This window comes from Paenibacillus sp. FSL R10-2748 (genome assembly GCF_038005565.1).
Lineage (GTDB): Bacteria > Bacillota > Bacilli > Paenibacillales > Paenibacillaceae > Paenibacillus > Paenibacillus polymyxa_B.
Window position 1 is genome coordinate 1 of the sequence record NZ_JBBOTK010000002.1, and the last position, 21187, is coordinate 21187.

A 21187-nucleotide genomic window follows, 5' to 3' on the forward strand; every position below is an offset into this window, starting at 1 on the left:
AGAACAGTAAAAATTTAAACCTGAAGAGCTTTTTGTAATGATTTTTTCATTGCTTCTACAAAATTCTGACGTGTCTCTTCAGATAATTCTAATAAGGAAAGATAGGGATTTAAATCTTCTAATTCGACTAATAAAAGCTCCCCTTGTTCGCTTCGACAGGCATCAACTCGTTGAATCCCCCAGTCAAGATTATTCCAGTCAATGAAACGTTTAGCAAAAGCTAAATCTTCTTCCGTAGGTACATACTCTTTCAATTCCCATCTTTTATCTTTATCCGGTGCATAAAGAGCATACTGAAATTCTTTGTTGATAAAATAAAATGAGACTTCATATTCAAAATTGATAAATGGTTGTACCAATGTATTTTTCGATTGTGAATTAACTTTTTCACTCAATTCATCTTTCGTAACAAATTCCATCCCGATAGAATCTGCTCCATCTTTCGGCTTTACGATATACGTGTCTACATTAGGGAGTTTATTTAGGGAATCAAGCGTATCAATCGTTGGAATAACAGGAAAATGAGCATTTGTTAGTTCTATTAAATATTCTTTTCCGTTCATATCAGCCTTCCCATCAAACGAATTATATGTGTTTAAATGTTTAGAAACAATTCGGTTGCGGAACGCTTCATATTTGTCTTTAAAATTTGCGACTGGACCTGCATTTCGGAAAACAATTAAATCAGCATGATCTTCAAATGCTTCGATATCTTCAGGATGACAGATGACCAAATTAAAGGCTTCTCTAAGTTTAGAAGTAAGAAATAAATCCTCTTCATAATAGTTTCTTCCTTTTGCTTCATAATATAAATCTGTTACAAATAGTAGCGTCTTCATTACGCCTTCACCTGCTTTTCTTAAATTCTTATTGTAAAAAAAACATCCTAAAAAAAAATCCCGTCTCAGTAAGAGACGAGATTGAAACTCGCGGTACCACTCTTGTTTAATAAAATGTTTGAATAACACTTTATTACCCTTTACAAACGTACAATCATACGTTGTCCCTTGTAACGGTGGATACCGATAAAGCTTACTAAACATTCGGCTTTACTTCTCAGAGATGATTTTCGGTTATTATCTGAACACTGGTTTTCAGCAAAACACCAGCTCTCTTTGGAACAGAAACAATAACGTACTCTTTCTCTTCATAGAATTTAAATAAAATTAGATTAATTAGCATTATTATATATTAATTCGAAAATAAAACAAATGGTTATTTAAGGAAGTTAATTGGATTTCTTTATACAATTATTTGCTTCTACACTTTAATTTAAATATCCAATTCCCTTTAAAAGTTTTGCTCCACAATCTGGCCCTTTAACGGAACAACTATGTCGTCACTCAACAGTTCCTTAATTCACCTTTTAATTCAGATGTACTTTTCAATTCACTAAAAAACACCCCTAAGATAATCTTATCCAAAGGGGTAAAGCATCGTAACTTTTTTGCAAACGGTACTTTGTTTCAAATCTACACCTGTTTTTTAAATTATAAGATATTCTAAAACCTTTGAATACCGTAAATTTCCTTCTTTTAGTTCAATAAAAAGAAAAAAGAGGATTATCTCACCATCCCCTCTTGTATATCAGGCTTTTTTATTTCTGGACCCTTTATGAAAACTCTTACATTTATAAAGGCTAATAGACCGAAAGTTCCGAATGTTACCACGTTTAAAGTTACCCGTAATTTTTAGCTAACACTAACTAGACAAGCCAATAATCATCTAAATGGTGACATCAATAAAATTAAGCTTTGTACTGTCGTAGGAATAGTAGTTATACGTAATCTTCTTCTTGTCTAGGATTCGCATTACATTGGTTTTGTCCTGCTTTTTTACCCATAATTATCACCGATCTGACTGTTTAAAAGGTTTTAATTCCTGTCTCAAAAACAGTGGACAGTCCTCTATTTTTGAGACAGGCTTATGATTCTATTTGGAAATTACTTTTTACGAATGCAGATGGAATAACTTCGAAATAATGATCCATTCACCGTCTAGTTTAAGTAATTGCTGAAAATCAGTGTATGATTCGCCATATGCATCATTCTCTAAACTTATACGAACAGAAGCAATCGTTCCTTCAACATCTAGAATATCAACCCTTGATTTAAGATCCATTGCAGGACCAGCTTTATCCATAAAGTCCCATAAGTTTTGAATAGGTCCTCCTAGAAAGCCATCAGTTGTATTGTAACCGTACATAGTTGCATCTTTATGAAAAGCTTGCTTTGCTACTTCTTTGTTCCCTGAAATAAGACCTTCTATATACTTATTCACCACTTTAATAATCTCATCGTAATCTTTTATTGCTGTTTTGCTCATTTTTCCTAAATCCCCCTTAAGTTATAAATAGTCCGTTTAACGATAATAAAGTTTTCTAACCCAGGCTCGTTTTATTTAATTAGCACATATAAAAGCTATTCTTATAAATTCCGCAAAGCATCTGATATAGGAGTTTTACCATCGCTCATTGTGATGACTTTTTCGATGGTATTAGGGTCTTGCAAACTCTGAACTAACGTATCCACTACATTTTCTATAGAATTTTCACCAGGATAATCAATATTGACATCTATTTTTCCAGATCCAGGCTCCTCTTTTAAAACACCAGGCTGTAATATTGTATAGTCTAGCTTGGTATTATTAATTAGCCAATGATCAGCAAAATGTTTAGCAATATTATAATTTGTTAAATCTTTTAGAAAAGACTGATTCCACTTGTCTTGATTTAGGGCAAAAACTGAACTAAGCATGATAAATCTTTTTATTTTCTTGTGCTCAGCAGCGCGCATCACTTTAACAGCACCATTTAAGTCAATCTTCAATAAATCTTTTCCTTTAGAACCAGCTACAAAGAAAATAGCTTCTGCATCATACATATTCTCAGCTATTGCTTCAGGGCTCGCTAATAAATCTATATGAACATAGCGAACATTGTTCGAACTGCTTGTGAGGTTATCCCTTCTAGTTCCTGCGTAAACAAAATGTCCGTTCTCAACTAGTTTATCAACAAGATGTGAACCTACTCGACCATTAGCTCCTACTACTAATACCTTCATGAAAAAACCTCCCCAAAAATGAATTTAAATGAGTATTTATCTTATAGTGATAAAAATGATATTAACATGGTCTGACCATATTGATATTATTTTACTCTATTCAATTTAAAACAAACTATAAGTGTAAAAACTTATTGTCTAATTCTTATAGACAAAATCAAGTGGGGTAAATTACCTCTCTTTTCTTTCGTAATCAGAAGTCTTTCTTTCAAATTACCTCATTACCATTCCTGTGCTGTAGGTGTGACAATCACATCATTAATCATGACGTTCGCAGGCTTATTAACCACAAATCCAATTGTTTCAGCTACATAGTCTACGTCAATAGCTACCTTATTTAATTCTCCCAGTACAGATTTTACATCTTCATCTGTCACTGTATCCTGCCAATTAGTTGCAATGACACCTGGTGAGACTAAAACAGCTTGAATATTATGTTTGACCGATACCTCTTTACGTAGACTTTCGGTAATTGCTCTTACTGCATACTTCGTAGAACTATACACACCATGACCTTCACCAATCGCATGACCGGCAATAGAACCTACATTAATGATTTGTCCACTTCCTTGTTTCTTCATATGAGGTAGGACCGCAGCTACTCCATACAGCACACCTTTTACGTTAAGGTCAATCATCGTTTCCCATTCGTCTACATGAGCGTTATCCCACATGGAGAACAACATCATCCCTGCACTGTTAATTAACGTATCAACTCTTCCGAATTTATCTACTGTAAAGTCTACGAGAGATTGAACGTCTTCTTTGACGGTAACATCTGTCACCTTGTAAGAAGCCTTCCCCCCTTCTTTATTGATTCGCTCTGCTAGATTTTTTAGTTTCTCTTCATTTCTGGCAGCTAGAACGACAGAAGCTCCATTCTTCGCAAGATGAATCGCTGTTGCTTCTCCAATCCCACTTGAAGATCCTGTAATAATGACTACTTTGTCTTGAATATATGACATCTTTTATACTCCTCCTTTAGGTTTTTATCTTTTGTCATTTCAACTTATCTTCTAAAACCATCTGCGTACTGTGTAGGCACAGTCGTTTCTTTTTTTAATGTAGCTGCAGCTTCTAATGCCCAATGAGGATTTCGTAACATTCCTCGTCCAACAGCTACAAGGTCTGCCTCCTCATTTCCGATAACAGCGTTTGCCAATGCAGGGGCATCCAATCTTCCAACTGCAATGACCGGAACATTGAGAGCTTTTTTAATTTCTCGAGCTAGTGGTACTTGATAAGCAGCATGCGTACCAGGTTTTCCCCAAGCAGCAATAGGACCTTCACCACCTGAAGAGATGTCAAAGATATCTACTCCTGCTTTTTGATATTCTTTTGTAAACTCTATACTTTGGTTAATTCCATATCCACCTTCTACATATTCTTTAGCAGATATACGCATCATTAACGGCATATCTTCTGGTATCTCAGCTTTGGCTGCTTCAATAATTTCTCGGCCAAACTTAGTTAGATCCTTTCCATACTCATCATTTCTTTTATTTGTTAAAGGAGAGTGGAATTGATGAATTAAATATCCATGAGCACCATGGATTTCAATTGTGTCAAATCCTGCTTTTACTGCGCGCTGTACGGCCTTGCGAAACTTTTCTACCATTTCTTTCACTTCATCTGTTGAAAGAGCTCTAGGTGTTTTTGAATTTTCATCAAATGGAATAGCAGAAGGTGCAACTGGCACAGCAGCATCTTCTGCTTTACGTCCAGCGTGAGCGATTTGAATACCAACTTTTGCTCCATAACGGTGGCAAGCTTCTACAATTCTTGCTAAAGCAGGGATTTGCTCGTCTGACCATAATCCTAAGTCAAAGTCTGAAATACGGCCATCAGGCTCAACATCTGTCATTTCAATCATAATAAATCCAGCTCCACCGATCGCTCTATTTACATAGTGCAGGTAATGCCAATCCGTAGCGATCCCATCTTTATTTTCAACCGAATATTGACACATTGGAGACATCACAATACGGTTTTTTAACTCCAATCCTTTTATCTTATAAGGACTAAATAAATGTTCCATGATAAAAAACTCCTTTTTATTTAAATTAAATGCATGACACATGCATATAATTTAACGCTAAATTTTCTCCATGTCAAGTCAAAGTACTCCATCTGAAAAATGAGTACTTTGACTGATTAGGAATTTTTATAACTCTTCTATTAACTGTTTCATTAATCCTTCAACATTAACCGTAGAGAGATATGATTTTAGTATTTCTCGGAAAGAAACTAAACTTCTTTGTAGTTTCTTCTCACCTAAGTCAGTTAGGCGAGTATAGGAACCTCTACGGTCATCTGTACAAACATGCTTTTCTAATGCACCACAGCTGTTCGCTTCCATATTACCTACTAGCCTAGAAAGCGCACTCTGACTTAAACCGATCATCTCTTGCAATTGCTGTAATCTGAGCTTTTTGTCTGGTGCTTTGGAAAGGTAGTAGAGTACGTAGAATTCTTTTAAAGATAAGCTGTACTCCGCTTGCAGGACATTCTCCAATTCTTTCTTTATTTTATTTTGTATAGAGTCTATGGTTAACCAATGATCCATAAAATCATGATTAGTATTCATGATATTCCACCTATTCTACATTATATTATTGCGTTCTAATCAGAATATATGCACAAACTGGTACGATATCTAAACCATGTTACATAATAATTCTTTAACATATAATTTTACCAAAGTGAAGTGCAAACAGTCAAATTTCTACTACTGAATGTTAGGTACCTAAATGGGTATCCAAAAGAAAACAACCTATGTGTAAAATATCCAATTTAACCACCAAGTGTTATTCAATTATCTGGCCCTTTTCTTGAATAACTAACGTGTTTGAGAGGTCATTTAATCACCTTCAAGCACATACGACATCTCTTTTTTTACAACTACATTACCAAAAACCATGCCCGCGTTTCCACGATTGATCAGAACCTAGACAGACAACTTAGCATGCTAAAGGAATATGGCTGCGAAAAGATAATTGATGAAAAATTCACTGGTACAGTGAAAGACCGTCAAGGTCTGCAGAATTTAATGAATGTGATTAGGGCAAATGATATTGTTGTAGTAGAGAGTATTTCACGTCTGGGTCGTAAAACGCTCGATATTTTAAGTATCATTCAAGAATTTGAAGATATAGGAGTACAATTTGTCTCCTTAAAAGAGAATATGGACACACGAACATCAACAGGAAAGGCTATGTTTCAAATGATGTGTGTGATTGCTGAATTGGAACGGAATCTCATCGCTGAACGAGTAAAAGAAGGATTGGAAGCAAGTAAGAAGCGTGGGAAAAAGCTTGGAAGACCGAAAGTCGACAAGGATAAAATAGCCTTGGCCCTACGAATGTATGACAGTAAGGAATACTCTGTAAAAGAAATTATAGAAGGCACTGGTATTTCACAAGGTTCTTTATACAGAGCTATTCAGAAGCGGACCCTAGAAACAACATAAGGAGCATACACTTTGCTCCTGTTTTCTCATATCATCTCTCCACTTATCTGCTACTTTGCGGTCTATGACAGCAACCCTGTGACTAGGCCTAATAGATACTTAAGCAAGCATGAAGCAACAAAAGTACAAATTCCATCTAAAAAAGCGCGTACCGGGAAGTATCTTTACTTCAACGATACGCGCTTTTTAAATTTTCCTTACTATTGCTGCTCTTAACTTATTCCATCGCCTGCTGGGGCATCTGTACGCGATTCCCACGGCAGCTTGAAGGTTTTCATAATTTGTTTGGTATTAGCCGGGAGTCCAGTTACGGGATCACCCGTAGTACCCAGCAGTTCTTCTTTATTTAGCGTGGTAATCCGTCCATAATAAGTAGTGCTGCTGTCTCCCCATCCTGTAGTAAACTCGTAGATCAGCGGCTTATTTAGCTTCGGATAAGTTCCCCACTGATTTTTGGCTTTATTCACCATAAAACGCTCCAGCGGATCGTATTCCATTGTAAATGTTTTATCAAAGGGAGCACCCACATACCCTTGATAGGTGACAACTGGAAAACCGTCCTTCACTTCAACCAGATTCAGCACACCCCCACCTACTGTAAAATAGCGCAATGCTTCGCCTTGAGGGAACATATAGACACTGGATAGAAGCTCAGTGTTAGGATTATGTGCTTCTATATAAGGATGGACAGTGCTGCTGTCTAAACGGATTAGCGCTTCGCGTGCTGTCGCCAGATCTCCCTCGTATATTTCTTCTTTTAATTTACCATGAATCTCTGGCTGGTCATCAGTCTCCGTTCACTTAATGAACTTATTCATTCCTAATCTATCTCTTTTTGGCAGCGTCAATGTCTCCAGGATTCAGACCTTCCCATATGTTCGGGATACTAACAGTCTCTGGATGCTCAAATACGAGAAACGCAGTCGGCAAATACCGCTCTCCGTATTCAGAAGAAGGCTTGTTCACAATGGTATTATCCTTGACGAGCACCGTTGAAGAACCTCCATCCAGATTAGCACCGATAACTGCTCCATGTTTAAGCAAAATATTTTGCATATCATACAAGTTGGCACCAATACTGTACCCAGGCTGACGACCGTCGATGGTCACGAATATAATGGCCCCGTCTGCTCTTTGTCCCATTGCGGTACGGGGAGCAATTCCCCACCCCTCGCTTGCATTGCGAATCAGACCTTTCCCATTCACGATTAGGCGTGGTTGAAAAGTAACCGCTTCTTGCACATTCATTTTGGACAACTCAGACAACGAATAGTGACCGGCTATCATTTTTCCCTGTTTATCAATACCTACGATTTGAACAGAGGCATTTTTGCCCATATCATTGTAGTATATCTCGCCCTGGGAAATGACAACGCCAATCGGTTTAAAACCATTCCCATTCCAGTTGGGATCGGCAAAGCCACCGCCATTTACGCCAGCAACAGCCCCTAAACGCTCGACCATACTAGATACCCTTTCTCCCCGGCCGACCTTGGAAGGAACCCCGAGCCGAATTTTAGTGGGATCATGAACCGTCATAACATAGCCATGATAGTTACGGCCCGATACCTCTTCCACCTCAACCAGCGGCGTTTGTTGTACTTTGGTCGGTATCAGATCAGGCAGATTGATTGTATGTCTGTCCTTCTCCTCACCCATCGCTTCAAAACGGGCCGAATATTCAGCCACACGTTTTTTTGCCTCTGCTTCACCGATAAAGTACTTCGCCCAGTGACGATGTTGGGTCGTGATCAGCGTATCCGCGGCCAAATAGCGCATGTCCTTGCCAGATGACGTTAGGAACAACCACGCACCACCCCCTATTCCTGCTAACAGGAATACAATAAAAAGTCGCAGTATAAAGCGACCGAATTTTCCTTTTCGTTTCTTTTTTCTATTTTTCTGCCTGCGAGCTGCTGCACGCTGTGGCAAGACTTCCGGTTTCATTCATCATCTCTCCTGTTATTGGTGACTTCTATCTTATTCATCACTATTGCCCATCAAATGATCCGTAACGATAGGCAGCGACATCTAACGACAATATCATAAACTAATTTTGTAGAATGATAGTGTCAATTTTTTAACAGATTCATCCACTCTGAAAAAAATACAGGAAAAAGTCCTCCACATGAATGTGAAGGACTGTAATTAAGAGTACCCTACGCTTTTTACGGAGCAGCCTCTGGTTCGAGTAGCATGAACAGTTCTTTCATCTGCTGACGCTTGAGTTTGGGACTAAGCACATACAATGTATCGCCAGGTTCAATCACCGTCGTGCCTCTCGGGGCAATAATTTGCTCGTTCCGAATTATGGCTGTGAATAAAATATCTTCAGGCAACTGTATATCCTGAATCGCTTTGCCCGCTATCGACATCCCTTTTTGTACCTGAATGTGGTTGATTTCCGAAGTGGTTTTCCCCAGAGAAACTAATTCCAGCAATGAAGGAGACGATGTTTCGTTAGGGTCCATCAAGCCAAGCTTCACCGCTAGCCACGAAATAGTTGTACCTTGAATGATCGCAGAGGTGAGCACGACGAAAAATACAACATTAAAAAACAAGGGTCCTACATCCATCTCATCCAGTAAAGGATAGGTTGCTAGTACAATAGGTACCGCCCCCCGCAGTCCTGCCCAAGATAACAGGGTCTTCTCGCGCACAGAGTACCTGGAAAAAAGCAAGCTTAGGAACACGCCTATTGGACGAGCCACGAGCATGAGGATGAAGGAGAGCGCCAAGCTTTGCCACGCAATGCCCAGCAATTGATCAGGAAAGACCAATAGGCCGAGCAGGACAAACATCATAATCTGCACCATCCAGGCGAAACCATTGTTAAAATGAATAATGGATCGCTTGTAGGTCAAGTCGGAATTTCCCAAGACAATGGCCATGACATAAACCGCCAGCAATCCGCTTGCCTCCAGTAACGATGCCGCCGCATACGTCAAGACTGCAAATGCCAGCGCCATTACAGGATACAAACCGGATGAATCAAAATTCATTTTATTAATCGCATATACACCTATACGTCCAAGTACAAAACCAACGACTAAACCAAAACCCATTTCCCATAAAAACAACAAGATATGTATCCAAATGGATTGCTCAGGGTGATGTATCAGCTCAATCAATGTTACCGTGAGAAATACAGCCATCGGGTCATTACTGCCGGATTCCGCTTCGAGCGTCGAGGTAATTCGTTTTTTGATGTTTTTACCTCCTAGAACGGAAAACACGGCTGCCGCATCCGTCGATCCGACAATAGCGCCAAACAGCATGGATTCCATCCAGCTTACGCCTAAAATAAACTTGGCGCATACGCCAATGACTACGGTCGTAATGATGACCCCTAACGTTGATAATGATAACGCAGGTCGAATAACTGGCTTAACGTCTGCAAACTTTGTCTGCATCCCGCCTTCAAACAAGATTACAATGAGCGCGAGAATGCCCACCAGCTGTGTGATAAAGGCATTATCAAAATAAATAAACTGACTAAGCACCATACCTACGGCAATAAACAAAACAAGCGCAGGCATACCGAAACGGCTGGAAAATTTGGTAGTCAGCACACCGACCAGCAGCAAGCTGGAAAGCAAAAGCACAATCAAATTTATAAGGGTTGTCTGTTCCATACGCTTCTCCTATCTTGAAAATGGATGTTCAATTTTTCGCCTTCTATCTATATACCCTCAAATCACACAGAATACTAATCTTAAGTAAAAAAATATATGAGAAAACAAAAAATCCAGCTCATGGTCTGTGCTAAATCGCACTCGATGAGCTGGTTTGTATAATTTTTATAAGGCTTAAGCAGAGACAATCGTCGTGCTTTAGGCTTTAGGATGAATCATATGCGCAGGTACAACATATTGATCGAACTGTTCTTCAGTCAACAGTCCGCTGCGGAGTGCCGCTTCTTTTAAAGACAGTCCTTCTGCATGTGCAAGTTTGGCGATTTTAGCGGCATTTTCATATCCGATATGTGGATTCAATGCCGTCACCAGCATCAGCGAATTATTCAAATTGTGCTCAATTTTAACGAGATCAGGCTCAATGCCGATCGCACAGTTGTCATTAAAAGCAATCATGGAATCGGCCAGCAGATGAACAGACTGCAAAAAATTGTATATGATTACTGGCTTAAACACGTTCAGTTCAAAATTACCCTGACTCGCAGCAAAGCCGATAGCTGCATCATTACCCATTACTTGAGTAACGACCATCGTCAGTGCTTCGCTCTGGGTCGGATTCACCTTACCGGGCATGATAGAGCTACCTGGCTCGTTAGCAGGGATCGTAATTTCCCCCAAACCGCTACGCGGACCACTTGCCAGCCAACGAACATCATTGGCGATTTTCATCAAATCGGCAGCGAGCGCTTTGACTGCTCCATGTACGGCCACCACTTCATCGTGGCTGGTCAATGCATGAAATTTATTGGGTGCGGAAGTGAACGTTTTGCCAGTGAAACTGGAAATTTCCGCAGAGGTTCGGGAGCCAAACTCTGGATGAGCATTAATTCCTGTCCCCACCGCTGTACCGCCAATCGCCAGCTCCTTCATGTATTGAACCGTGTCGATGATAATTCGCTTGCTCTTGTCCAGCATGGCATACCAGCCGCTTATTTCCTGGCCCAGCGTAAGCGGTGTCGCATCTTGTAAATGGGTTCGTCCAATTTTTATAATATCCTTGAATTGCTCTGACTTCTGTTGAAAAGTCTCTTTCAGCTTATCGATGGCAGGCAACAAACGATCCTCCACTGCAATGACACCCGCTACATGAAGCGCTGTAGGAAACGTATCGTTTGAGCTTTGCGACATGTTCACATCGTCATTGGGATGCAGCTTCGTATCTTTTCCCTGCTCTTGTAACCATTGGCTTCCCAGATGAGCAATCACTTCATTCACATTCATATTGGACTGCGTACCGCTCCCTGTCTGCCATACAACCAATGGGAAATGGTCATCAACTCGCCCTGCGAGAATTTCGTCTGCTGCATAAATAATGGCATCCTGCTTCTCCTGTGATAGCTTACCCAGCTTATAGTTACTGATCGCCGCGCTCTTTTTAAGCACCGCGAACGCCTGTATGACCTCTAATGGCATTTTCTCCGAACCAATCGGGAAATTTTCCTTACTGCGCTGTGTTTGCGCTCCCCACAGACGGTCTGCCGGTACTTTGATTTCGCCCAACGTATCCTTTTCGATGCGGTAGTTCAACTCATTTCCTCCTCTTGGCCTATGTAATTCAGACAAAATATGGTGATCTCTCTTGCCTATTATACATTAAATTTCAAATGTTATCATTTATTTTGCAAGCGCTTTTTTACGATGAGGCCAGAGGAGGCAAAAGGAGATTTCGGCTACTATCCTGGGTCACTAAGTTCAGCTAATGGTGATATTTCTTTTGCCATGGACTTCTTTTCTACTCAGTAGCTTGTTCAGCGCATCGATGTAAGCTTTGGCGCTAGCTTCCAAAATATCAGTACTTGTGCCTCTTCCCAGTGCTGTGTACTCACCTTGCCTCAAAATGGCGTGTACTTCCCCCAACGCATCTTTGCCATATGTTACAGATTGGATCGAATAATCCTCCAACTCCACCTCTTCACCACTGGCCTTGTCTATAGCATGGAAAATCGCATCTACAGAACCGTTACCCATTGCTACTTCATCAATTGCTGTCCCATCTTGTTTACTCAACCGAATGGATGCGACTGGAACCGACTGATTGCCATAGGACACCTGAATGGAATCCAGTGTGTACATTTGAGGCGAGGCATTGCGGCTTTCATCCATCAGGACGAGCAAGTCTTCATCCAACACCTGTTTTTTCTTATCCGTCAAGGCCTTGAATTTGCGGAACGCCTCTTGCAGCTGTTCCTCCGTCAAAGCTTCAAACCCCATGTCCGCCAGTTTTTCTTTAAATGCATGTCTACCCGAGTGCTTGCCCAATACAAGTTTACTTGTCTTCAGACCAATACGCTCAGGGGACACGATCTCATACGTTGTACGCTCTTTAAGCATTCCGTCCTGATGTATACCAGACTCGTGCGCAAACGCATTGGCTCCAACAATGGCCTTGTTTCCCGGTATCGACATCCCCGTACGTTTGCTCACCAGGCGACTGGTGGCATACAGCTCCTCCAAAACCAGACTCGTTTGTGCACCATAGAGCTCGGTTCTAGTGTCAAGGGCCAGTGCAACTTCCTCGATAGGTGTATTTCCGGCTCGCTCACCGATGCCATTGACGGTACCTTCAAATTGGTCTACACCATTACGGATGGCCGCCAGCGTGTTAGCTGTTGCCATACCAAGATCATCATGACAATGTGTGCTAAGTTGTATTTTTTCGATACCGGGCACTTGTTGTTTTACAATTCTAAACATTTCACCGAACTGGTCCGGCGAGGCATATCCCACCGTATCCGGTAAATTGACGACTGTCGCACCAGCACGAATCGCCATATCCACGACCTCACAAATAAAGTCCAGCTCGGTACGACTGGCGTCCTCTGCTGAAAATTCTACCTTGCTGAAATACTTGCGTCCATAACGAATGGCAGCAGTAGCGGTCTCTAATACTTTCGCTTTATCCATTCGCAGCTTATGTTGGCGGTGAATGGGTGAGGTAGCCAGGAACAAATGAAGACAGGCATCCTCAGCTCCTTGTAGCGCCTCTCTGACTGCATCAATATCCTGTTCCTTCGAGCGTGCAAAACCAACCAGTGTTGCTTGGGTAATCTGTTTGGCAATCTCCTGCATGCTGATAATCTCACCAGGCGAGGTTGCTGGAAAGCCAGTCTCAATCCGATCTACGCCTAACTTTTGCAGCTGAAGAGCAATTTCCACCTTTTCTGTGCTGGTTAAGCTAACTCCTGGTGATTGCTCTCCATCTCTTAACGTTGTGTCCAACACCCATATTTTACGCATACAGATACCACCTTTGGATTGATTTTAGGAGATGTTCGAGTAGAAGGCTTAAAATTCGTTTTATCATTCATCTGATCATCTGATGTTTAAGAGTAAAAAAATTTATGAACTTCCCATATGCTTTTGCAGCTCCAGCTTGGTGCCGTCCAAATGTTGAATGCTATACAGCTCGGCAGCCTTGCCATCCTGATCCCGGATTGCTTCATATATTTTTTCATGCTGCAAAGTAAAATGATTTTGCATCGCTGGATCGGTAATGAGATTGTTCAATGCCTTGCGAATGGCCTCTACAAAGCTGCCATATACGTCTGTAAGCACCTTGTTGCGTGTAGCTCCGGCAACAGCCAAGTGAAAAGTGATATCCGCATCTAAGTACCCAGACAAATCTCCAGCGGCCAAAGTTGCAGCACGACGGTCCAGCGCCGCACGCATTAAGTGTAAATCCTCGTCATTACGACGTAATGCAGCCAATCTGGCAATCTCTAGTTCCAATACACTCCGTACTTCATAAACTTCAATAATTTCAGCACGGCTTAGACGGTAATCCAATGGCTCTTGAGAAGTCGTCGGTTGGCAGACAAAAGTTCCGTGTCCTTGCTTTTTCTCTAATAGACCGGCATGTACCAGAACGCTAACCGCTTCACGCACTGTAGACCGCCCGACTCCGAATAGCTTCATGAGCTCAGGCTCGGTTGGAATCTTTGTGCCCACATTCCATTCACCAGCAGCAATTTTTCGTTGCAGCTGTTCAGCTACTTCATCGGCGATTTGCTTGCGTTTGACGGCTTGAAAAGGAAAATTCATCTGATCATCTCCTGTTTCGTATCATACTATGACTGCTTGGCATTCTGCAACCTTTTTCGTCCTCCTTCCCCATTGTCCCTTACCTGTGCTTTACATACCCAAATAAAGCCTGCACCGTTGGACACGATACAGGCTTAAAAGGATAAATTAAATGCTAGGATTTCGATTTATTAGGTGTTATACAATACAAACGGCTGGTTGCCTCAAAAATATGGCCTGGAGCCAGTGCAATCAATCCGATCTCCTCAGCTGGTAGGTCCGGACGATTCGGTGCATTGATCATGTTCATTTGCGGTTCAGGACAGATGAATTCCTTGTTCGCTTTGTTATTCCAGATCATCCAATGCTTATAAGCTGTACCTACATCGTATACGAGGGTAGCCCCTGTCTTACTGTGTGTCAGTTCCATGTAGTTGCGTCCATTTTGCGGAGCTGCCGTGTAATGATTATCCATAGAGGCAAAATAAGGACTAACTCCCGTCGTCTTCAGCAGTTCCTCTTCCGGAGATAAAGGCTGGAACTGACCTGTGGCCAACAACCGTTCCGTCAGCTCACGACGCTCACCGATTGTGACCTTAATCTTGTAATCCTCAGGCGAGCTATCGGGTACGAACGGAACGCGAATCGCTGTGTGAAAGGCAAATAAGTTGGGGATCGGTTGATCGCCCTCGTTATGGATCACATAACGCTGATGCAGGCCAAATTCGTCCAGGCTGTACGTTAACTTCATGGTAAAGGTGAAGGGTAAATAGCGGAACATGGGATGTCCTTCCCTTACATGCTGATTCATTACCACATAGCTACCTTGCTCCCCGGAACCGTAGTCCTCAACCTCCCACCGAACAGTGTGTAAAAAGCCGTGCAGATGGTTGTGGGTCGCCTCTTCATTTATCGGCAGCTCATATGTAACACCATTCCACAGGAATTTTCCATCCTCATACCGATTCGGAGGGAACAGGAAAGGAATTCCGTAAACGGACGGGCTTTGCTTAAAAGCCTCTATGCTCTCAGCATCTGGCTCACGCAGAAAAGAATATCCCGTTTCATTGTCACGAAAAGAAATCAGATTTGCGCCGTTTCCCGGCAGGGCAACCGCTTCATATCGTCCAAATTTAAGACGAATCGCCGGTATTCCATAATAAAGATCACCAATTGCAGCATGTTGTTGTGTCATCAAAAAATCCTCCTTGATGAAATGACGATGTTTAATGAAAGCGTTTAGCTTTTGGCTTGACTATACCATGCTGAGCAAAAAAATTCCACGTCCACACAAAAAACGATGCCCCGCAAGGCATCGTCCTTCACACATCACTACACATAACGTCCCTGTTTGGGTACAGCCATGTGCTCAAAATCTCCCGCCAGTTGCTCCAGCTGATCTGTCAGCTCAGCACCACGCATGTAATGACCATGTCCTGTGACTGCAATCTCAGGCTTTAACTTGGCCAGCATTTCCACCGAACGCTGCGCAGCTTGCCAATCTGTTGTAAAATACGCAGGAGGTCCATGTATTTCTTTTTCCTGTAAAATAACGGCCAGTGCCGATTCCTGTTTCACCGTAATAAAAGCGTCACCGGCCACCATTAACCTTCTTCGCTCATGAAAAAGCGATACATGACCAGGTGTATGTCCTGGCGTATGCAGCCACTTCCAACCAGGGGCACCGGGGACACTGCCATCTTGGGGCAGGGATGTGATGCGATCATCGAGATCTATAGCATCATTGGGGTATAAGAAGGAAATGCCCGACATTAAACCTCCCCCTACACTAGGGTCAGGTTTTTGATAATCCTTCATTCCCGTCAAATAAGGTAATTCCAAAGGATGTGCATAAACAGGTGTACCCCAATGCTGTACCAACTCAATAACCGAACCTACATGATCAAAATGACCATGTGTAAGCACAATAGCGATCGGAGGGCCAGCGAACCGTTCCTCTGCCAGGCGTATAATCGAGTCTGTAAATCCTGTCATCCCCGTATCCACCAGCACCCAGGAGCGGCTTCCCGGCTCTCCAATAAAACACATATTTACAAACAGCGTCCGTAAGCTCAGGAGATCGGGAGCAGCCTCTTCATTTGCCGTCATTCCTTCGGTGAACAGATGATTTGCCAAAGCTTCACCCTCCTATTCACATGGAATTTCCTGTTAATATCGACCTTTAGGCTTCCCCCATGTCAGCAGATTATGCGGACACTGCTAAATATAATCCGCTTGTCACGAAAATAGACCATGTTTACATTACTCGGGTAATTTGCTCCATGCCGTATCTAGTAAATAATCGAACAAATCATCGTTCTCTTCAATCCAGCTATCCATTTGCAGCATCTCTTCCTCCACCCGTGGCTCTCCTGCAAAATGGAGACTGTAATCCCATTCCTTTCCCCTTTTACTGTGGAATGTGATTTCATATACAGAACTCTGTCCGTCTACTCCAAATACCACTTGGCCCAGATAAGCACCATTCTCATCTTTTGTCATTTGTGCCTGTTGAATATGTACTTCTTTCACTTCCTGAGGTGAATTTTGCTCTGTCATTCATCTATCCGCCCTTTCATTTTCACTAAATAGTACCAAAACTGATTTGTGAACCTTTTCGTTACATTGTACAATATATAAGCTATGTGTGGAATTTGCAAAAAAACTGTGCAAGTTACCCAAGCCTTGTTTAAGGCTTTTCGTGAAATGGAGGAAAGTTACATGTCAGATTTTCAACAAAAATTGCAAAAATATGCCGAGTTAGCCGTTCGGGTCGGCGCCAATGTACATCCTGGGCAGACACTCATCGTTCATGCGCCAATCTTGTCCGCCGAACTCGTGAGACTTATCGTCAAATCAGCGTATACTGCTGGAGCCAAGCTGGTTACAGTAAAATGGAGTGATGAGACCATTACTCGATTACAGTATGAACTAGCTCCTGATGAAACTTTTAATATTGCTCCCAAATGGTACGCAGCCGAAATGACTGAAGAGGTCGAAAATGGCGCAGCTGTACTGCATGTCATTGCAGAAAATCCGGATTTGCTTAAAGGGATTCCGTCCAGCCGAATTACTGCTGCCCAGCGCGTGCGGTCACATGAATTACGTCAATACCGCGAATTTCAAATGGCCGACAAATTCAGTTGGTCTCTGATTGCTTATCCTTCAGCAGAGTGGGCTGCCAAAGTATTCCCTGATCTGCCAGCTTCAGAGCAAATGGATAAACTGTGGGATGCCATTTTCAGCACCGTGCGTGTGGATCTGGATAACCCCGTGGAGGCGTGGAAAGAGCATTTGAAAACCCTTTCCAGCAAATCTGATATTTTAAATGCCAAACGCTATAAAAAGCTGCATTATCTGGCTCCAGGCACAGACCTCACCATCGAATTGGCAAAAGATCATCTGTGGGTAGCAGCCGAAAGCGTCAACCAACAGGGACATACTTTTGTAGCCAATATGCCTACTGAGGAAGTGTTTACAGCTCCGCTCAAAACGGGAGTGAACGGTAAGGTCAGCAGCACCAAGCCACTTAGCTACAGCGGAAATATCATCGACAACTTTTCACTGACTTTTGAAAATGGACGTATTGTCGATGTACAGGCAGAGACCGGTTTGGAAACTCTTCAGCATCTCGTAGAAATGGATGAAGGTTCACACTATCTGGGCGAGGTTGCTCTCGTACCTCATAAGTCACCTATCTCTGATAAAAATATTTTATTTTATAATACGTTGTTTGACGAAAATGCCTCTAACCATTTGGCCATCGGTAATGCCTATGCATTTAACCTTAAAGGCGGCAAGGATATGACTCAAGAGCAGTTGGCTGCCAACGGCCTGAATTCCAGCCTGACACACGTCGACTTTATGATCGGTTCAGGTGAAATGGACATCAACGGCGTTACCGAGGACGGTACTGAGGAACCTATCTTCCGTAAAGGAAATTGGGCGATCTAACACGGCAAAAAAGGCTCTCACCGCTTCATGCGTGAGAGCCTTCTTGCTTCATCCTATAGGCTATGTTAGATCTATTTTACAACGTGTTAATCCAAGAATTCGCTGCAATTCCAAAAACAATTTGTACCACGCTGATGATAAAAAAGACAATAAGACAATTTACAACTCTTCGATTGGTGGTTTGATGCATGGATAAAGATGATTTCACATAAAACATACTGCCTAATATCCCCAAACACAGACCAAAGATGCCAGCAAATAGCCATCCTATAACCAAACTGACCACGACAAAAGCCCAACTCCAGCCGGGAACTTTACTCACAGGAACATAAGGTTGATTGGACCCAAGATACACACCGTCCACGGCTAAATCTGCTTTGTTGCCAATGACAACAACATTTACAGCTTTTTCTTTCAATCTAATTGGAAAATCAATCAAGTTCAAAAATGCGTTCTGGCTTTTAACCTTCTGCTCGCTTCCATTTACAATAATTTTTCCGCCAGTTAAGCTACGCTTGTACTCAATACTATATTGAGTACCTTGATCTTCTACATTCCATTTTGCCATCGCTAAACCCCTCTCAAATTTTAGGGGAGCCATAAATATACTCCCGGCATTTCCTGATTATGTACCATAAAAATCATAACATAAGCTGCAAGTTAAATAATGGGAAAAAGGCCGCTGATCAGCGACCTTTGATTCTACTTTATTTCGTATGGGGTTAGTTTCTATATCCAATTTTAGCCTTGTAGGCAAGTGAATACTGGTCAGCCGCTAAAATCGCATCAAGCACATCATCCGCTGTGACAGCAAATGGTAGATTGTGAGCAGTTTCGCCTTCTTTGGTAGCAGCCTGAGCTACCCGGTACAAATCCTCTCGGGAAGCTTCCTGGAGCTTAATGTCTTCCAGCGTGACAGGCAGATCGAGTTTTAGATAAAAGTCAATATACCGCTCCACCTCGGACAAAGGTCTTTTTTCCAAGGCAAGCTGGACTAAGGTGCCAAAAGCTACCTTCTGACCATGTGTCAGGTGATGAATGTCTCCTTCCAGAACGGTAAAACCATTGTGAATCGCATGTGCGCCTGCCAAACCGCCGCTTTCAAAGCCCAAACCGCTTAGCAACGTATTGGCTTCCACTACCGCTTCAAGCGCAGGTGTGACGACTTTGCGTTTCACGGATTCGTAAGCCTGCAGTCCGTAATCGAAAAGAACTTCCTCACACTTGGTCGCAATGGCTTCTGCCGCCAAGGTTGGCAAACCACCAGCCATCGTCGTTGCGCGAGCTTCAATGACCGCACGGGCTTCAATCCACGTTGCCATAGCATCCGCAATGCCTGAGGAGAGGAACAAAGGCGGTGCTTGAGAAATGACTTTCGTGTCCACCAAAATCAAGCTCGGATTTTTACTGAAAAAGGAATAGGTATCAAATGCACCCTCATCGGTGTACAAAACGGATAGTGCACTGGTGGGTGCATCTGTAGAAGCGGTTGTTGGAATAATCACAACCGAGGAACCGAGTAGTTCATTAACGGCTTTGGCCGTATCCAGCGTTTTACCACCACCTACACCAATGACAATATCGACCTGGGCGCTTCGTCCCTGATCCGCAATACGGTTGACTTCATTTTTCGATGCTTCCCCTTGAAACTCAATTTTAACCGCCGTAATATCAGCCTGTTCCAGACTTTTTACTACGCGGTCGGCTGCGATCTCCCAAACCAGCTTGTCCGCAATAACCAAGGCAATATGACCTAATGGCTTAACATACTCACCTGTTTTATCAATCACATTTTTCCCTTGCACATATTTACCTGGACTAATAAATACTTTTTCGCTCATCGTTTAACTCTCCCTTCCAAGTTTGTACAATTTCTATTATACGGTTGAAAGGGCACACATCTCAATTTCGAAACCAAGATCTTCAATCATTTGATGATCAAATGTGACCTCTTGGCCTTCTGTCGTTAAATAATCTCCTACAAAAATTGAATTCGCTGCATACAGGCATAGCGGTTGTAACGAGCGTAAATTCAACTCTCGTCCACCTGCAACGCGTATTTCTTTGGATGGACAGATGAAGCGGAACAGTGCCAGCACCTTCAAAGCTTGGATAGGTGATATTCGCTTTGCTCCCTCCAACGGGGTTCCAGGGACTGGATTCAAGAAGTTAACCGGAATAGAGTCAGCATCTAACTCCCGTAAGGCATAAGCCATTTGAACGATTTCCTCATTCGTTTCCCCCATCCCGATAATAACGCCAGAGCATGGAGACATTCCGTGAGATTGAGCCATTTTCACAGTTTCGACGCGTTGATCGTATGTATGTGTAGTTGTAATCGAAGGATAGTTGGCCTTACTTGTATTTAAATTATGATTGTATCGATGTACCCCAGCCTCTGCCAACCGCCGTGCCTGATCTCCCTTGAGAATCCCTAAGCAGGCGCAAATTTTGAGCGGCATCGTGCGATTAATTTCTTGTACTGCCTCAATCACCTGATCCAGTTCTCGATCTGTTGGACCTTTGCCGGAAGCCACGATACAATACGTCCCTGCTCTCCGCGCTACTGCTTCCCTAGCTCCAGCCAATAGTGATTCCTTGTCCAACATACTGTACTTGCTCACAGGCGCCGTGGATACGATAGATTGTGAGCAATAACCGCAATCCTCCGGGCATAGGCCACTTTTGGCATTGATGATCATGTTGAGCTTTACTTTTTTTTCATAGAAATGATGCCGCACCCGAAATGAAGCTTGCATAATCGGTAATAATTCTTCATCGTCGGCTTCCAGTACCGCTATGCCTTCTTCCAGCAATACACGGCTGCCGTGTATTGCTTTTTCAGCCAACGAGTCCCATTCTATAACCTTGTTTAGTAAATTCATACTTCTTGCCTCCCAAAATTTAATGATCAGGTAAATGGATAAGATTTTCAGCGTAGAGAAGTTCTTTTTTTATTGTCAACCTAAAGAATTATAATAAGGTTG

20 protein-coding genes and 1 other annotated feature are annotated in these 21187 nt (G+C 42.3%); of the genes, 2 read left to right on the forward strand and 18 right to left on the reverse strand.

Translation table 11 applies throughout. The features are described 5' to 3' along the window. Positions 1-14: 14 nt before the first annotated feature. From NSS66_RS06330 to NSS66_RS06355, 6 genes are all read right to left on the reverse strand, one after another. A complete protein-coding gene (locus NSS66_RS06330) occupies positions 15-839 on the reverse strand; it encodes a hypothetical protein (protein WP_340958606.1) in 825 nt (274 codons plus the stop codon). A 68-nt stretch (positions 840-907) separates the two neighbouring features. Continuing rightward, positions 908-1160 (reverse strand) — a binding site (T-box leader). 790 nt (positions 1161-1950) lie between these two features. Next, positions 1951-2325 (reverse strand): nuclear transport factor 2 family protein, encoded by a 375-nt coding sequence (locus NSS66_RS06335; protein ID WP_023988865.1) that lies wholly within the window; start codon positions 2323-2325, stop codon positions 1951-1953. Positions 2326-2426: 101 nt separating this feature from the next. Next, positions 2427-3062: an NAD(P)H-binding protein gene (locus NSS66_RS06340; protein ID WP_071558682.1), complete on the reverse strand. Its 636-nt coding sequence runs from the start codon at positions 3060-3062 to the stop codon at positions 2427-2429. Between the two features lie 221 nt (positions 3063-3283). Next, complete coding sequence (locus NSS66_RS06345; RefSeq protein WP_023988867.1) at positions 3284-4027, reverse strand: SDR family oxidoreductase; 744 nt, start codon at positions 4025-4027, stop codon at positions 3284-3286. A gap of 44 nt (positions 4028-4071) precedes the next feature. Then, a complete protein-coding gene (locus NSS66_RS06350; RefSeq protein ID WP_023988868.1) occupies positions 4072-5100 on the reverse strand; it encodes an NADH:flavin oxidoreductase/NADH oxidase in 1029 nt (342 codons plus the stop codon). Positions 5101-5226: 126 nt separating this feature from the next. Next, positions 5227-5649, reverse strand: coding sequence for a MarR family winged helix-turn-helix transcriptional regulator (locus NSS66_RS06355; RefSeq protein WP_023988869.1), 423 nt, complete (start codon positions 5647-5649; stop codon positions 5227-5229). A gap of 318 nt (positions 5650-5967) precedes the next feature. On the opposite strand from NSS66_RS06355, the gene NSS66_RS06360 reads away from it, so the two are divergent. Further along, positions 5968-6531 carry a recombinase family protein gene (locus NSS66_RS06360; protein WP_034095184.1) on the forward strand — a complete coding sequence of 188 codons (564 nt, stop codon included), beginning with the start codon at positions 5968-5970 and terminating at the stop codon, positions 6529-6531. Between the two features lie 212 nt (positions 6532-6743). Here NSS66_RS06360 and NSS66_RS06365 read toward each other — a convergent pair whose 3' ends face one another. From NSS66_RS06365 to NSS66_RS06405, 9 genes are all read right to left on the reverse strand, one after another. Then, on the reverse strand, positions 6744-7115 hold the full coding sequence (locus tag NSS66_RS06365; protein WP_340958607.1) for a hypothetical protein: 372 nt from the start codon (positions 7113-7115) through the stop codon (positions 6744-6746). A gap of 241 nt (positions 7116-7356) precedes the next feature. Then, complete coding sequence (locus NSS66_RS06370; protein ID WP_076295096.1) at positions 7357-8478, reverse strand: phosphodiester glycosidase family protein; 1122 nt, start codon at positions 8476-8478, stop codon at positions 7357-7359. 221 nt (positions 8479-8699) lie between these two features. Beyond that, positions 8700-10166, reverse strand: coding sequence for a potassium/proton antiporter (locus NSS66_RS06375; RefSeq protein ID WP_023988873.1), 1467 nt, complete (start codon positions 10164-10166; stop codon positions 8700-8702). 198 nt (positions 10167-10364) lie between these two features. Further along, the gene (gene fumC, locus NSS66_RS06380; RefSeq protein WP_023988874.1) at positions 10365-11753 is read right to left on the reverse strand and encodes a class II fumarate hydratase; all 1389 of its coding nucleotides are present in this window, start codon (positions 11751-11753) and stop codon (positions 10365-10367) included. Between the two features lie 165 nt (positions 11754-11918). After that, complete coding sequence (locus NSS66_RS06385; protein ID WP_340958608.1) at positions 11919-13463, reverse strand: 2-isopropylmalate synthase; 1545 nt, start codon at positions 13461-13463, stop codon at positions 11919-11921. A 102-nt stretch (positions 13464-13565) separates the two neighbouring features. After that, positions 13566-14267 carry a FadR/GntR family transcriptional regulator gene (locus NSS66_RS06390; RefSeq protein ID WP_023988876.1) on the reverse strand — a complete coding sequence of 234 codons (702 nt, stop codon included), beginning with the start codon at positions 14265-14267 and terminating at the stop codon, positions 13566-13568. A gap of 154 nt (positions 14268-14421) precedes the next feature. After that, entirely contained in the window at positions 14422-15441 is a 1020-nt protein-coding gene (locus NSS66_RS06395) for an aldose 1-epimerase (protein ID WP_013310435.1), read from the reverse strand. 137 nt (positions 15442-15578) lie between these two features. Then, entirely contained in the window at positions 15579-16382 is an 804-nt protein-coding gene (locus NSS66_RS06400) for an MBL fold metallo-hydrolase (protein ID WP_023988877.1), read from the reverse strand. A 126-nt stretch (positions 16383-16508) separates the two neighbouring features. Beyond that, positions 16509-16805: a hypothetical protein gene (locus tag NSS66_RS06405; RefSeq protein WP_028541647.1), complete on the reverse strand. Its 297-nt coding sequence runs from the start codon at positions 16803-16805 to the stop codon at positions 16509-16511. Between the two features lie 162 nt (positions 16806-16967). Here NSS66_RS06405 and NSS66_RS06410 point away from each other — a divergent pair, with 162 nt between their 5' ends. Then, positions 16968-18200, forward strand: coding sequence for an aminopeptidase (locus NSS66_RS06410; protein WP_075154252.1), 1233 nt, complete (start codon positions 16968-16970; stop codon positions 18198-18200). 76 nt (positions 18201-18276) lie between these two features. Here the strand turns inward: NSS66_RS06410 and NSS66_RS06415 are convergent, their stop codons facing one another. The 3 genes from NSS66_RS06415 to bioB all read right to left on the reverse strand — a co-directional run bounded on the left by NSS66_RS06415 (position 18277) and on the right by bioB (position 21085). After that, positions 18277-18768: a hypothetical protein gene (locus tag NSS66_RS06415; RefSeq protein WP_028541648.1), complete on the reverse strand. Its 492-nt coding sequence runs from the start codon at positions 18766-18768 to the stop codon at positions 18277-18279. A 154-nt stretch (positions 18769-18922) separates the two neighbouring features. Beyond that, positions 18923-20041, reverse strand: coding sequence for a glycerol dehydrogenase (locus NSS66_RS06420; protein WP_340958609.1), 1119 nt, complete (start codon positions 20039-20041; stop codon positions 18923-18925). 36 nt (positions 20042-20077) lie between these two features. After that, entirely contained in the window at positions 20078-21085 is a 1008-nt protein-coding gene (gene bioB, locus NSS66_RS06425) for a biotin synthase BioB (RefSeq protein ID WP_340958610.1), read from the reverse strand. Positions 21086-21187: the final 102 nt, after the last annotated feature.